Annotated in this window: 7 protein-coding genes; 5 read left to right on the forward strand and 2 right to left on the reverse strand. The window is 44.0% G+C overall.

Going from position 1 to position 15,572, the window contains the following annotated elements; translation table 11 throughout:
* Positions 1 to 149: 149 nt before the first annotated feature.
* The 3 genes from OIM59_RS00605 to OIM59_RS00615 all read left to right on the forward strand — a co-directional run bounded on the left by OIM59_RS00605 (position 150) and on the right by OIM59_RS00615 (position 4,109).
* A complete protein-coding gene (locus OIM59_RS00605) occupies positions 150 to 1,661 on the forward strand; it encodes an IS1182 family transposase (protein WP_303894246.1) in 1,512 nt (503 codons plus the stop codon).
* A gap of 275 nt (positions 1,662 to 1,936) precedes the next feature.
* Positions 1,937 to 3,100, forward strand: coding sequence for an AAA family ATPase (locus tag OIM59_RS00610; RefSeq protein WP_299169883.1), 1,164 nt, complete (start codon positions 1,937 to 1,939; stop codon positions 3,098 to 3,100).
* Between the two features lie 10 nt (positions 3,101 to 3,110).
* Positions 3,111 to 4,109 carry an ATP-binding protein gene (locus OIM59_RS00615; protein ID WP_299169881.1) on the forward strand — a complete coding sequence of 333 codons (999 nt, stop codon included), beginning with the start codon at positions 3,111 to 3,113 and terminating at the stop codon, positions 4,107 to 4,109.
* A gap of 31 nt (positions 4,110 to 4,140) precedes the next feature.
* On the opposite strand, the gene OIM59_RS00620 is transcribed toward OIM59_RS00615, so the two are convergent.
* Complete coding sequence (locus tag OIM59_RS00620; protein WP_299169880.1) at positions 4,141 to 8,175, reverse strand: hybrid sensor histidine kinase/response regulator transcription factor; 4,035 nt, start codon at positions 8,173 to 8,175, stop codon at positions 4,141 to 4,143.
* Positions 8,176 to 8,906: 731 nt separating this feature from the next.
* On the opposite strand from OIM59_RS00620, the gene OIM59_RS00625 reads away from it, so the two are divergent.
* Together OIM59_RS00625 and OIM59_RS00630 are read left to right on the forward strand one after the other, a co-directional pair.
* The gene (locus OIM59_RS00625) at positions 8,907 to 12,209 is read left to right on the forward strand and encodes a TonB-dependent receptor (protein ID WP_303894252.1); all 3,303 of its coding nucleotides are present in this window, start codon (positions 8,907 to 8,909) and stop codon (positions 12,207 to 12,209) included.
* Positions 12,210 to 12,225: 16 nt separating this feature from the next.
* Positions 12,226 to 14,262, forward strand: coding sequence for a RagB/SusD family nutrient uptake outer membrane protein (locus tag OIM59_RS00630; protein ID WP_303894255.1), 2,037 nt, complete (start codon positions 12,226 to 12,228; stop codon positions 14,260 to 14,262).
* Positions 14,263 to 14,431: 169 nt separating this feature from the next.
* On the opposite strand, the gene OIM59_RS00635 is transcribed toward OIM59_RS00630, so the two are convergent.
* Positions 14,432 to 15,442, reverse strand: coding sequence for an aspartate-semialdehyde dehydrogenase (locus OIM59_RS00635; RefSeq protein ID WP_072541673.1), 1,011 nt, complete (start codon positions 15,440 to 15,442; stop codon positions 14,432 to 14,434).
* Positions 15,443 to 15,572 lie beyond the last annotated feature (130 nt).

Here is a 15,572-nt window from a genome sequence, read left to right on the forward strand (position 1 = left end):
AGAGGCCGTCTCAAAATGAAATATAATTTGAGATGGCCTTTTTTGTGTCTGCAAAAAAAATCGGGCAAGCCAAACTTCGCTCAGTCAGGACTTGCCCGTCTCCCTAATTTTTCGTATCTTAGGGAATCAAGCAATATATTCCAAAGATAATGTTTAAAAACTATACCTCCAACGATAATCTGCTTTTACCTCCGTGTTTAGGCGATTTTATTCCCCAGAACGATCCGGTCCGGGTTGTTCACCGTATCATTGAACAGATCAGCCTGGAAGAACTTTACCGCAAGTACTCCGTCAAAGGCTGTCCGGCCTACCATCCCCGCATGATGCTGCAGATTCTGGTATATGCCTATCTGCGCAATATCTATTCCAGCCGCCGCATTGAGGAGTTCTGCCGCAATGACATCCGCTTCATGTGGCTGACCGGTACCAGGACGCCTGACCACAACACCATCAACCGTTTTCGCAGCAGCCGGCTGAAGGATGTGCTCAAGACCGTCTTCGCCACCATCGTGAAGTTCCTCGTGGCGGAGGGCTTTGTAAGTCTGGACGTGGCCTGCACCGACGGGACGAAGATGGAGGCGAACGCCAACCGTTATACGTTCGTCTGGGGCAAGTCCATCCACACCCGCATCTCCAGAATTGCGGAACAGCTTGAGGAGATATGGCGGTACGCCGAGTCCGTCACCAAGCAGGAACTGCGCGACTCCGCTCCCGTCACTTACCAGGACATCACCCCCGAGAAGGTGGAAAGGGCGCTGGAACAGATACATGAAGCTCTGGAGGGAACGGATGCGGACCGGAAAGTGAAGGCCAAGGTCCGGCGCGTGAGGAAGGCATGGCCCGAACAGCTGAAGAAATACGAATCCCAGGGAAAGATTCTCGACGGGCGCAACAGCTACTCCAAGACAGACCCCGACGCCACGTTCATGCGGATGAAGGAGGACCACATGAGGAACGGGCAGCTCAAGCCCGGATACAACCCGCAGGTCAGTACCAACGGACAGTTCATCCTGAACTATACCCTCCACCAGTGTGCCGGTGACACCTCCACCTATCCCCTGCACATGGAAGACTTCCATTCCCTGTACGGCAGATATCCTGACGTGTCCGTCTGTGACGCCGGGTACGGAAGTGAGGAGAACTACCTGTACGCCTTCAGGCACGGCATCGAAACCTTCATAAAGTACAACTATTTCCACAAGGAACAGAAAAGGAGCTTCAGGAATGACCCGTTCCTGTCTGCCAACTTCTATTATAATGAAGAAACCGACGGCATGTACTGTCCGATGGGACAGAGGATGGAAAGACTCTCCGATGTAAAGCGGACGACAGACAACGGTTTTGTACAGACCATCTCAAGGTACAGGGCACGGAACTGCAAGGGCTGCCCGTTAAGATGCCGGTGTCACAGAAGCCGGTCGGAAAGGATTGTGCAAGTGAATCATCGGCTGAGAAAAATCAAGGAAAGGGAACGTGAGAAACTCCTCTCTGCGGAAGATCTTAAATACCGGAGCCAGCGGCCACAGGATGTGGAAGCCGTATTTGGAAACCTCAAGAACAACAAGCACTTCAAGAGGTTCCATCTCCGTGGGCTGAAAAAGGTGGAAATTGAGTTTGGCCTGCTGGCCATAGCGCATAATCTTGCAAAAGTAGCCTCTTAGTAGGCTTCTGACGAGGGAAAAACGGTGTAAAACGTGAAATCTGTAGAAGGAAACTTGTAAATTCCTTTTTTGAGGAAAATCCAAACGACTTCAATCTGATATGAAACGACAGAGGCCATCTCAAATTATATTTCATTTTGAGACGGCCTCTTTTTTTATTTGATAGTGTATATAAAATCTTTTCTATATAATATTTTTTCTATATAAATATTCTTCCATATAATAGAATTCCCTATCTTTGCGATAAGTTCTCCTTTAACTAAATAAGATTCATTATGTGTATATCGAATAGAATTGGTCCTCCTGTTGAAGGGGCAGATTTTTTTGGAAGGAAAAGAGAAATTCGTCTCGCCAACAGATTGCTTGAGAGTCATCATTCTTTGTTGTTGTCTGCTCCACGTCGTATTGGAAAATCCTCTTTCGCCAAAAAACTTATAGAAGAGAAGAGACAACAAGGTTGGAAATGTATTTATATTGACCTTGAGGAAACAACAACTGAAGAGGGCTTTTTACGTTTAGTGATAGGTGCTTTTACTAAAAATGGTATTTGGAAACATGCGGTAACTGGGATGTCACAGAGGTTGACTTCTGTTCTTGAAAGAATAGAAAAAGTGTCGGTAGGTCCTGTGGGTTTTAATCTCGGAAAGAAAGAAGAACAAGAGGATTTATATAAAAGTTTGAAGGAGTTGATCAGGCATGATGAGGATACATTTATTGTGATAGATGAGTTGACGCTTTTTCTGAATATTTTACATAAGGAAGATGCTGGAACGGATAAGGTGACTTTTATCCTCAATTGGTTACGGAGTTTGCGGCAGGTTAGTCAAACTAAAGTGCGTTGGCTGTTTTGTGGTTCTGTAGGATTGAGAAATTTTGCATCAGTCATGCACTTAGGATATACGATTAATGATTTGACCGAATTTGATCTTGATGAGTTGACCCATGAAGAAGCAGCTGGCTTACTTAGGGAATTGGGTAAGTCTGAAGGTTTTGAGATAGAAAATGACCTGGTGGAGTATATACTGCAGAAATTACATTGGAATATTCCATATTTTATTCAGATTATATTTTCTAAATTGGTGGAAGAATATGAAGGGGAAATGACTCGAGAAAGTGTTGACATCGCGTATTGGAAATTATGTTCAGAGAACTATCTGAGTACATGGGCTGAACGTCTGGTTGAATATGGAGAATATGAACTTCCTGCCCGGCAGCTTTTGAAGTTGCTTTCTGCTCAGCCGGCCGGGCTGGAGCGGAGTGTAATGCTTGATAAACTGATGACAGGGCATGATGCGGCTAAAATTGAATCGGTTGATTACACATTGAGTAAGGTACTCACGATGCTGGAGAATGATGGATATATTATGAAGAATGATGCCAGAAGGACTTTCCGTTCTCCTTTGTTGCGTGATTATTGGTTTAATAAATTTGTTCAGTAATGTTTTGCGTATGAATACAACTGCTACTATATTGCACCAGACGTCTTTATGGGATGGAAAAGCGATGAATGATGATTCAGTTCTCATTAATGAGGATATTTTTATATCTGTACTTAATCTTCTGGCAAAAGAAAAGATTAATGGAATTGCTCAGCCCTGTTTGATAATAGGGGAGAGCGGTAGTGGAAAGACTTATTTGCTGCATCGGTTGTATCAGAGTTTGCAGACAGATAATGACAGACTATTTAGACCTGTCTTCATTGAAGGAAGAACCTTGTTTTCCACAGATGATATCTGGAAACAGTGTGCGTCGTTTTTGTCTGTTAATCCTTCCACCGTTCCTTATGACGATATATGTCGGTGGCAAGAAGAACATGCTTGCAGAATTGTTTTGTTCATTGATAATATTCAATATTATTTTGAAAGGACGAAGAATCATGATCATTTTAATTTGAGAGGAAAACTGAATCGTTCAGGAGCTCCTGTATTGGTCGCTACTTCAGATAGGGTGTTGCCCGCATTTACTGATTATGATGCCGCCTTTTTTGAGGGATTTAAGATTTCCTATATAAAACCTCTTATCTTATCCGAGTTTGCCCGATTTATTGATTCTCAATTGAAAATGAGCCGTTTGGAAAAACTTATGGCTTATTTGCCCAAGACTCCTCGTTCTTTATATCTCGCCACGGATATTTTGAGAAATTCTTCTGGTGAGGAGATGGATTTGATTTTATTACAAGATTATTTTTCGCAATATTACCAGATAAGGTATGATGGATATTTGACGCAAGTCCAGCGAATTCTTTCGGTGCTGGTCAGAACGGAAAATGGGGCTAGTTTGCAAGAGATTCGTAATCGGACAGGACAGGAGGGGGGGAAACTGTCACCGTATCTTAAGATGATGACAGATCAGAAAGTAATAGAAAAAACATCAAAAAACCAACGGGGAGGGACATACACAATTGTAGATCCCTTGTTTAAGTTGTGGTTGCAAACTAACGCGTCTTAATTCCGTTGATTGGGCTTGTCTTTCTTTAGAACTAACTCTGTTTCCGTTTTAAATATTCCGTAGGCGCCATGCCATATTCATCTTTGAAACATTGACGGAAGTAGGCCACACTGCTGAATCCGGTCAGGTCGGATACCTCAGCCAGTGAGTATTGGCCACTGTTGATGAGTTCCATACCCTTTTTCATCTTTATTTTCCGGACAAACTCATTGACCGACATCTCCGTCAGGCCCTTGATTTTCCGGTAAAGAGTAGAGTGGCTCATGCACATTTTGTCGGCGATAAAGGCCACGTCCATTTTTTCCATGCTCAGGTTTTCTTCGATGATGGTTGTTACCTTGTTTAGGAATTCCAGGTCCAGCCTGTTCAAGTTTTTCCGTTCATTCTCAATGTGTTTCTGCTCGCTCTCTGTTTCCGGTATCGAGGTAATGACTCCCGCAATCTTGCGTCGGTTCTCCAGAATGTTGTTGATACGGCTGTTCAGCAAGCGGGCACTGAACGGTTTAGTGATGAATGAGTCGGCTCCTGCGGCATACCCTTCTTCTTTGTCTTGCAGCGTATCTTTTGCGGTGAGCAGGATGACCGGAATATGGCTGGTACGCATATCCTCCTTGATATGTCTGCACAGTTCTATACCGTCCATTACAGGCATCATGATGTCACTGATTACGATGTTCGGTATCTGATTCTGGGCTATTTCCCAGCCTTCCTTTCCGTCGGCAGCAGTCACTACCTCATACATTTCTTCAAAAGAGCTGCGTATGTATTCCCGGATATCCCGGTTGTCTTCTACCACCAGAATAATCGGTTTCCCTTCTTCCGATTCGGCTGTCGGCACATTAGCCGATTCCTCTTCCTTATGCTTGCCTGTTTCTTGTATGACCAGATGTTCTGCATTGGGATAGGTGTTTTCCGTCAGCAGTTTCAGGGTAAAGCGGCTTCCTTTTTCCACTTCACTTTCCACTTCGATGGTAGCCTGATGCAAATCGGCCAATGACTTGACCAGTGCCAGGCCGATTCCCGAACCGGAAGCCTGGTATTTGCCTTGTCCCTGGTAATAGCGCTCGAAGATGTGGTTGAGCGATTCCTTGGAGATTCCATGCCCGGTATCTTCCACACTGATAGTGGTGTATTTCACTCCGTTTTCTTCACATTTTCCTACTTCAAGCGTGATGACTCCTTGGGGAGTATATTTTAGTGCGTTCGACATCAGGTTATCAATGATGATGGTAATGATTTCCCGGTCATAGTAGAGTTTACCTTCTGCTCCGTCTGTTTTGATTTGAATGTCCACGTTCGGATTCTGGTTGAGCTCTTTGTATTTGATACCGATTTCCTGTACGAGTACAGCCAGGTGATTATAGGCCACTTTCAGCTTTCTGTTTTCTGTTTCCGTTTTTCTGAATTCCAGAATCTGGTTGATTAGGTTCAGCAGTCGGTTGGCACTGTCGCGCACAAGACTGATTTTGTTGGCTTGCCGTGCCGACAAGGTCTTGTCGGCAAGCAAATCTTCTAGCGGACCGAGTATCAGCGTCAATGGGGTACGCAGTTCGTGCGTGATGTTCGTATAAAAGCGTAGCCGTTCATTATTGAGTTTCTGGTCATTCTCGTGTTGGTGATGCTCCAGGTTCAGGCGGCTTTCCAGTTTCAGTTTGCGTTTGTAGAAGCGCACGATGGTAAACAAGATAATCCCAGTTACGATAAGGTAGCACAGCTTGGCGTACCAAGTCAGCCAGAGTGGGGGAGTGATGACAATATGAATGGCCGTAAATTCATCTCCCCATGGTTGGTTCCGCATTTTTGCTTTTACCTTGAAGGTATATTCTCCGGGTTGCAGGTTACGGAACGTGATGCGGTTCTCACTGCCTGTTTCAAACCATGTCTTCCCTAGGCCTTCCATGTTGTAGGCATATTCTACTTCAGGACATAGGGTGTAGTCCATCACACTGAAGGTGAGGGTGAAGGTACTGTTGTGGTAAGTCAGTTTCACTTCGTTGTCTATAATGGGGGCAATGGAACCTTGACTGTCAATCTCGGAATGTCCGTAGCTTGTGATGCGGGTGATTTTGACGGGAGCCACCTGCACATTTTCCTCGATATGTTCCGGATTGAAGTAGCAAACCCCGTTTTGTGAGCCGAAGAACAAATTCCCGTTTTTGTCCTTACAGACTGAACCATCCATAAAGTCTCCTCTGGGTACACCTTGGTGCCAGGTATAATTCAGAAATCTTTTTTCATCGCTTTTCCATTGTGAGATGCCGGCGTTGGTACTGAGCCAGATTCTGCCGTTTTCATCTTCAATGATGGTCCGTACGTTTTCGTCGATGAGCCCTTGTTCACATCCAAGCACTTCAAGTTTTGGGTTGGAGGTATCGCTGATGTGTACGATGCCTGCCCGGGTAGTAGCCCATAACCCTCCCTTTTTATCCATGTATAATGAATTGACGGCATTGGATGCCATGCCATTGGACGTGTCAAAGCGCATGATTCGTTTTCCTTCGGGCGAAAAGACGATAAGTCCTTTACCGAAGGTACCCAGCCATAACTTTCCTTGCCGGTCTTTCTGGATGCCATGTACCATGATATCAGGCAGCTGTTTATTAATGTCCTTTTCTTCTGTGGCTTTTCCGTTTTCCCAGCTGTAAAGACCGTTTTGGGTACCGATCCAGATTTTGTGGGGGTCTTCGTAAAAGCAGCGGACATCTATGTTCTTCCCCTCCATAGGAATGCGGCTGATGGCTCCGGATTGGGGGTTACACGTAAGCAGGCCATCTTTGTATAGTCCCAACCAGAGTTGGCCCTTCTTGTCCTTGTAGATGACAGACACATGTGTATGTGGATTGGCTTTCCCTTCCAGAGAAAAGATTTTTTGCAGTTTCATGTCTGCATTAAATAACGCTATTTCGTCTTCTCCGCCAAGCCAGATGCGGGAATCGTTATCTATTGAGAGTCCCCAGACTTGTTTTTCTGTTAAGGTCCCGTCTTTTAGCATGTGGTATGCCAGTGTCTGGAAAACAGGACGGTTGTAGCTTAGAAAGTCCACTCCTCCGCGATAATTTCCCAACCAGATATTTCCAAAAGAATCCTGCAGGAAACTTTTGACATTAGGTGAGGAAACCCCATGCAGGTCGTTGGTTACCCTGATGTTCTGGAAGCGTGTGTGTGCAGGTGTGGTAAATACATTGTCGTTCAGGTCAAGAATGCTGACTCCTCCCATTTGTGTACAGACCCATAGCTTTCCGTCCTTACTTTCTCCGATGTCGTTCACCTGGTTCGATAGGAGTGAATAAGGATTGTCCGGCTGGTGTTGAAAGGTGATAAACTGTTCTTTCTGCGGATTGAACAGTGCCAGTCCGTCTCCTGTGCCTATCCATATAGCATTTGTTTTGCTGATGAATATGCAGTGTACGGTGTTGTTGGGGATACTATGGGGATCGTCGGGATTGTGCTGGTATATTTTAGCTGTACGGCTTTTCAGGTCGATAACCGCCAGCCCCTCGTCCTGAAGTCCCACGTAAAGATGTCCGTTTCCATCGTCTTTGGCACACCAGAAGTGTCCTGAAAGTCCTTTTATATCTTGGGCTTTGTAGTGTGTGATGGTCTTGTCCCGGTTGCTGTAATAATCTATCCCTAAATGATAATGTGTAATCCATATTCCTCCATCGGCAGCTGCACTAAGGTCGGTGATATCTTGTGTGATCATGCCGGGCACGCCATAGGGGGTGACGGTCTGCGTTTCACAATTAAAGATACTGATACCGTTGCGTTGTGTGCCAATCCAAATGGTATTGTCGGCCTTGTTATAGAACAATACATTTAAAGCATTGCTTCCAAGTGCTGAATATGCTGAATTGTAAATGGTGAAATTGATACCGTCAAATTTGCACAATCCGGATTCGGAAGCAATCCATATATATCCTTGACCGTCTTGAATGATATCTACAATATAATTACTGACCATGCCGTCGGTCATAGTCAATCGCTTGAACGTATATTCTGGCTCACAGTGGATAGGCTGGCACCATCCGCTGATTAGAAAAAGAAGAAAGAAAAGTATTTTTTTCATGGATTGTGATTTGAAAACAAAAATACAATAAACTCTGTCAACACGGGCCTGACAGATGAAAAAATACCGGCTGTTCAGGTAAAACAGACGAATTTTTCTAGGTTATGACGAATTTTTATCGTGAATTTTGAAAAATAAAGGTCGGAGTCCCTCTGTTGATGTCTCGCCATGTATGGAACTGATTGTTTCGTGAAGGAATAAGGTCAAAGGCTACAGAGTATCTGTCGGCTTTTCGTGGGGGAATGCCGTTTTTGTGAGGAAGACAGATACGGTTTTTGTATATCGTCAGTACAGCAAAATAGACATGAAGTAGGGCTTTTCTCTGTTTGGAAAGACTCTTCCTGATAGGGAGAAAAACGATGGGCGACTAAGAGGGAAGGAGCGACAAGCTTTTTATGTTTCTCTAGTGGAGGACGTAGGGCTTTCGGAAGGAAAACGTAAAGCTCTCATGTGGGAAACGTAGGTTTTCTACGAGGGAAACATAAAAAGAGGTAATGTCGTCTTTTTTTATTTCTACTTGATTTTCATCTTACTATTTAGAAGGTATTAAGACACTTGTTGAGCCGTTGCTGGATAATATAATAAGTTTGAATCTGTGTGAATGACATATTTTTATCTTCTCGTTTAAACAGAATGACGAAAAAAATGATGCATTTGCTCATTTTTTTATCTTTTACTTACTTAATATAATATAATTTTGCTCCCGTAAAATCTAATTAATTTGAAAAGCAATGAAGATAGATTTAGTAAGAAACAATCGGAAAGCATTATTCGCTTTGCTGCTTTGTTCTGGATTTATTGCTACCCATCCGTTAGCTGCAATGGCAAGCAATAATGAAGTTCAAGCTACTCAACAATCAAATTTGAAAGTATCAGGTATTGTAAAGGACAATATGGGAGAGCCTGTAATTGGAGCCAGTATTGCCGTGAAAGGGGGAACTACAGGTACTATATCTGATATTGATGGTAAGTTTACATTAAATGTATCTAAAGGAGCTGTAATCGAAGTTTCTTTTATCGGTTACAAAACTCAGGAGTTTAAGATTGATTCTTCAAAAGAATTGAACATCGTATTGAAGGACGATGCCGAAATGCTGCAAGAAGTAGTGGTTGTCGGTTATGGTACTATGCGTAAGAAAGACCTTACTGGTTCAGTCGTACAGATTAATCCGACCAAGCTTGCCGACCAGAATCCGACTTCAGTACAGGATGTGTTGCGTGGTACACCGGGTTTGCAGATTGGTTATGATGCATCAGCTAAAGGTACGGACGCTTCTATCCAGTTGCGTGGTCAGAACTCTTTGGGTACCAATGCCAGCCCGATGATTGTATTGGATGGTATGCCGTTCTACGGTGAACTTTCCGAAATCAATCCGGATGATATCGCTCAGATTGATGTGTTGAAGGATGCTTCTTCTGCCGCTATCTATGGTGCCAAGGCTGCTGCGGGTGTCATTATCATTACTACAAAGAAAGGTAAGGAAGGAAAGCCGGTCATCAATGTGAGCGCTAACCTTTCTGTCGTAAATAAATCAGACTACCGTGATTATTTTGATGCGGCAGGATACTTGCAGTTCCATCAGGATTGGCGTAAGATGTATTACACTTATGGCCAGGGCGAAGATGGTTTGTATGGTTATTATCAGGCTAAGGATTCGAATGGTAACTTATTGTATCCTCAAGGCTACTACGATGACCCCCGTCTGATGACAACAGAACAGCAGAATGCATGGGCTACCAATGTTGGAGCGAGTGGTATCGGTCTGTCAGATGGCGAATCTATGTTGAGCCTGTTTGCACGTCGTCTGGAATTCTATAACTCCCCGTTGATGATGGATAATTTCTTGAATGGACGTGCGGTTGACTGGAATGACGCAACTTTCCGTACCGGATTCAACCAAGACTATAATGCCAGCATTTCAGGTGCCACTGAACGTGTGAACTATTACCTGTCATTGGGCTACGTAAATAATGAAGGTGCCGTACAGGGTAATGAATACAATGCGTTCCGTTCCAACATGAAAATCAATGCCAAGATTACAGACTGGTTGGAAATCGGTGCCAATGTGAACTTCCAGGATCGTTCAGACGGTGATATTCAGGTTTCTTTGGGAAGCAATTATTGGGATAACAATATGTTGCGTAACTCTCCATACGCTTCCATGTATGACGAGGATGGAAACTATGAACAATATCCTATGTCTGGTCTGCCTACCAACGGTGGTTATAACTATTATTTCGACCGTCAGTATTATGATTTGGAAAAAGGTTATACCGTATTGAACACCATTTTCAATGCTAAGATTACATTACCGGCAGGTTTCACCTATTCATTCAATATTGCTCCGCGTTATCAGTGGTATTACAACCGTTATTGGATGTCAGCTGAATTGCCGGATGCTTCTGCTCCGAGCCGTGGTGTAGACCGTGGATGGAGTAAAAACTTCGACTACAACTTGAACAACACCATTACTTGGGATAAGACTTTCGGTGACCATCATATTACCGCTACTTTGGTACAGGAAGCTGAAGAACACAGATACTGGTCAGATGCCATCAATGCACGTAACATCACTCCAAGTGATGCCTTAAGCTTCCACTATACTTCAGGTGCCAACAAGAGTCAGAGTAGTTTCAGTACCAACGATACACACTATACGGCTGCTTCCTACCTGGGTCGTTTGTTCTATGGTTTGAAAGACCGTTACATGGTGACAGCCACATTCCGTCGGGATGGTTATTCTGGATTTGGTGCTAACAACCCGTGGGGTAACTTCGGTTCTGTAGGTGCCAGCTGGGTGTTCTCTGAAGAAAAATTCATGGCTGCCGCTCGCGACTGGTTCGATATGGGTAAGTTGCGTTTGTCATGGGGTACCAACGGTAACCGTGAATTCGGTGATGTATACTCTACATTGGCCAACTTGGCTTTGGCAGGTGGAAACATGGTGTACTACCAGAACGGTAATTCCAATGTGGTCAACCCGCTTTACATGAACCGTCTGGCTGCTCCTAACTTGGAATGGGAAAAGACAAAAGCATGGAACGTCGGTTTGGACCTCTCCTTCTTTAACGGACGATTGACAGCCAACATGGATTATTATTTCAAGAAAACGACCGACATGATCATGAGTCAGCGTCTGCCGAGCTTCTCTGGATTTGGTTCTATTATGGCCAACTTGGGTGAAGTACAGAACCAAGGTTTTGAAATTGCCCTTAACTCTACCAACATTCAGAACAAGAACTTTACTTGGAATACTTCTGTAGGTTTCTCTATCAACAAGAACAAGATTAACCACATCTACTATGACTACGATGAAAACGGAGTTGAAAAGGATGATACATCCAACGGATGGTTCATTGGCCAGCCTATCGGTACAATCTGGTATTATGAAACAGATGGTGTATGGCAGAACACACCGGAAGATATCAAGGCCGCTGCGTTGGTAGGACAGAAACCGGGTGACCCGAAGGTAGTCAACCATTATACGGAAGATGACCAGATTTTGGAAGATGGAACTCGTGTACCTGTCTATAATGATAACGATAAAGTGTACCAAGGTACTACAGCTCCTCCTATCTACTGGAACATGCGTAACGATTTCACTTTGTGGAAAGACTTGACATTGTCTATTTCATTGTATTCATACATGGGACATAAAAGTCAGGCTGGTTACTGGTTGAATCAGGAAAACGGTGGTTCTCAGGTTACAAACGGATTTAACGTAGCTGCCAGAGAATATTGGACACCGGATAATCCGACAAATGATTACTGCCGTCTGAATGCTGCTGGACCTAACACTGGTTTGGCGGGAGGTGTCGACAAAGTCTATAACCGTAGCTTTGTTCGTTTGGATGACATCACCATTGGTTATACGTTGCCGAAAAAATGGACACACAAGTTTATGGTAGACCGCATTCGTCTGACTGCCACTTGCAAGAATGTTTGTACGATTGACGGTTGGGAATACGGTGATCCGGAAACTGGTGGATTGGCTACACGTTCCTTTAACTTTGGTATTAACGTAACACTCTAATTACTGAAAAAACATTATGAAAACAATAAATACAATATTTACAAAAGGATGTATGGTGCTGGCTTCAGCTGCGCTGTTTACTACTGGATGTTCGGATGATTTCCTGAAGCAAGACCCGCTGTCATTCTATAATCCTGAAAATACCTATACAACCGAATCAGGATTGCAGGCTGCCATGGCAATGTGTGACTATGGCTTGAAAGAAATGTTGATGGATGGTAATTCAAACGTACTCCCCATGGCTTCTCTTTATTTCATGACTGACTTGGGCCTGTATGCAAAAACAGATGCAGGCGATATGCAGGATGATTTTGCCAACAAGATTACTCCGACTTCTGGTATGAAAGGGGGAGGTGATGAAAATGCCATGCAGCGTTTCTGGGACCGTACCTGGAACAGTGTCACTTTTGCAAATACCATCATTTCCAATGTGGATAAGGTAGAAGGCTTGGATCCTACTTTGCGCGATGAATATCTGGGCCGGGCTTATTTCCATCGTGCTTATGCCTACTATCATGGGGTATTGCTGTTTGGTGATATTCCTTTGATTACGAAATTGATTGAAGTTCCTAAGCAGAACTATAAATCAACCAGCAAAGAGGCCATCTTCAAGATGTTGGTGCATGATTTGGAATTTGCCGTAGAACATGTACCGCCTCAGAAGGAAATTGGGTATATCGGAACGGTGAATCAGGAAGCTTGTATGCAGTTGCTGATCAAGTGCTATCTGGTGGTAGGAGAGTATGCGAAGGCTGAAGCTATGGCTACAGACTTGATTAACAATCATGGACTGGCATTGATGCAAGCTCCTTTCGGTACAAACGTACCTTCCGGTAATCCGGAGACTTGGCCGGTAGAACGCAACGTCATTTGGGATTTGCACCGTGGTGTTAATATTACTGATGCAGCGAATACTGAAACTATCATGCCGATTTTGAACTATTATTCTGAAGGATTTATTAATTATCCGTTGATGCGTGCCATGACTGTGCATTGGAGTAATGGTATCATTGTCGATCCTCACAATGTAGGCTCTCCGACTTATAATTATGCACGTAGTGACAGTAAATATGATGCTGGGTTGGATTGGGTACGTGCTTTAGGTCGTGGTATCGGTTGCTTCCGTACTTCTTATCACTACAACCAGACTATCTGGAACTACGACGGTGAAACAGACTGGCAGGATTTGCGTCATAACCGCCAGAAAGGTAACTGGGTAGAGATGACCGATTTGAAATACAATAATCCTTCTTCTGAGTTCTATGGACAGAATATGATGCTTTATGCCCCGGAAAACTATGGATGGCATCAAAATGAGAAGGGCGAATGGGGATGGTTGATTGAAAAAGGTGATTTGCTGTGTAAAGATACTATTCGTAGCTGGTTCCCTACTCCATTGTATAAGGTTTATATCCTTGATCAGAGTGCAGAGGAAAATATGGGTGCTAACCAGTTCAATGGTGCTACGAAAGGTAACAATGTATCTAACGGCAATCTGTATTTGTTCCGTTTGGCAGAAACTTACTTGCTGCGTGCAGAAGCGAAGTTCTATCAGGGAAATACTACTGGAGCTGCTGAAGATGTCAACATCATCCGTCGCCGTGCGAATGCTAAGAAAATGTTTACCACAGTGACTATCGGTGATATTTGTGATGAACGTGCGCGTGAGCTCTATCTGGAAGAATGGCGTCAGCCGGAACTGGCTCGTATCTCTTGGTGCTTGGCTAAGAGTGGTCAGCCCGATGAATGGGGTGAAACTTACGACCTGGCTACTTGGGACAAACAGAGTGGTACAGATTTGAATGGTGGAAGTTACTGGTACAAACGTACTACACGTTATAACATCTTTAACCATGGTTCAATTATCTCAAGCAAGGAATTGAACTACCGTGTGGACAAACGTAACTTGTTCTGGCCGGTACCGAACTCTGCTATTACAGCCAATATCGGTGCTCCGCTCCGCCAGAATTACGGTTATGATGGTTACGATGCAAGTGTATTCATGTTTGATAATTGGGAAGACGCTGTAGCTGATGAGGAAACAGCTAACTAAACGATTTAAAAACTGATATTAAGAATCAAGAGGCTCTGACAGTTGAGGCTGTCAGGGCCTTCTTTTTTAATAAGGTTGTTTCTGTAGATAAAAAAAACATCGTTGACAACTCATTTCAGAAAGTGTGTCAACGATGTTTTTTATATGATATAAAAAGGAAAGAAACCGTTTATCCGATATTCTTCACTTTAATCAGGTATTCTGCAATCTGTACTGCATTGAGTGCGGCACCCTTCTTAATCTGGTCGCCTACAATCCAGAAAGTCAGTCCGTTTTCGTTTGACAAGTCCTTGCGGATACGTCCTACATATACTGGATCTTTTCCAGCCAGGAACAACGGCATCGGATATTCTTTCTTTTCCGGGTTGTCCATCAGCACCAGACCTTCTCCGTGAGCAAAGGCTTCGCGGGCTTCTTCAATGGATACCGGACGTTCCGTTTCAATCCAGATGCTTTCTGAGTGAGAACGAAGAGCAGGCACACGTACACAAGTTGCACTGACCTTTACGTCAGAGTGCATGATTTTGCGTGTCTCGTTATACATCTTCATCTCTTCTTTTGTATATCCGTTGTCCGTGAATACGTCAATCTGAGGAATCAGGTTGAAAGCCAGCTGGTAGGCGAATTTCTCTACCTTGACAGGCTCACCTGCCAATACCTGACGGTATTGTTCATAAAGTTCGTCCATGGCAGCTGCACCGGCACCGCTGGCTGCCTGATAAGTAGCCACGTGTACACGCTTGATGTGAGTGAGGTTTTCGATGGCCTTCAGGGCCACTACCATTTGGATGGTCGTACAGTTCGGGTTGGCAATAATACCGCGCGGGCGGTTCAGGGCATCGGCGGCGTTGACTTCGGGAACCACCAAGGGAATGTCGTTGTCCATACGGAAGGCGCTGGAGTTGTCAATCATTACCGCACCATATTTAGTAATGGTTTCAGCGAATTCCTTTGATGTGCCGGCACCGGCAGAGGTAAACGCGATGTCAACTCCTTTGAAATCATCGTTGTGCTGCAGCAGTTTTACTTCGATTTCTTTTCCGCGAAAAGTGTATTTTCGTCCGGCACTTCTGGTTGAGCCGAACAACAGCAGTTCATCTACCGGGAAGTTTCTTTCATCGAGCACGCGCAGGAACTCCTGTCCTACGGCTCCGCTTGCACCAACAATTGCTACTTTCATTTCTTATGTTTCTTGTTTAAGTTAATAAATTCCGTGATTGTATTGCTTTCTGTGCTTCAGTAAGATATTTAAAATTCGTCCTGTAGCTATTGAATCGCAAAATTAAAACATTTTGGAATACCAAACGGGA

This window comes from Bacteroides mediterraneensis, from assembly GCF_025993685.1.
Classification (GTDB): Bacteria; Bacteroidota; Bacteroidia; order Bacteroidales; family Bacteroidaceae; genus Phocaeicola; species Phocaeicola mediterraneensis_A.

Bases quoted from the DNA above. Each gene is read 5' to 3' on its own strand.
- OIM59_RS00630 (WP_303894255.1), top strand. From the start codon at position 12,226: ATGAAAACAATAAATACAATATTTACAAAAGGATGTATGGTGCTGGCT.
- OIM59_RS00615 (WP_299169881.1), top strand. From the start codon at position 3,111: ATGAATACAACTGCTACTATATTGCACCAGACGTCTTTATGGGATGGA.
- OIM59_RS00625 (WP_303894252.1), top strand. From the start codon at position 8,907: ATGAAGATAGATTTAGTAAGAAACAATCGGAAAGCATTATTCGCTTTG.
- OIM59_RS00620 (WP_299169880.1), bottom strand. From the start codon at position 8,175: ATGAAAAAAATACTTTTCTTTCTTCTTTTTCTAATCAGCGGATGGTGC.
- OIM59_RS00610 (WP_299169883.1), top strand. From the start codon at position 1,937: ATGTGTATATCGAATAGAATTGGTCCTCCTGTTGAAGGGGCAGATTTT.
- OIM59_RS00605 (WP_303894246.1), top strand. From the start codon at position 150: ATGTTTAAAAACTATACCTCCAACGATAATCTGCTTTTACCTCCGTGT.
- OIM59_RS00635 (WP_072541673.1), bottom strand. From the start codon at position 15,442: ATGAAAGTAGCAATTGTTGGTGCAAGCGGAGCCGTAGGACAGGAGTTC.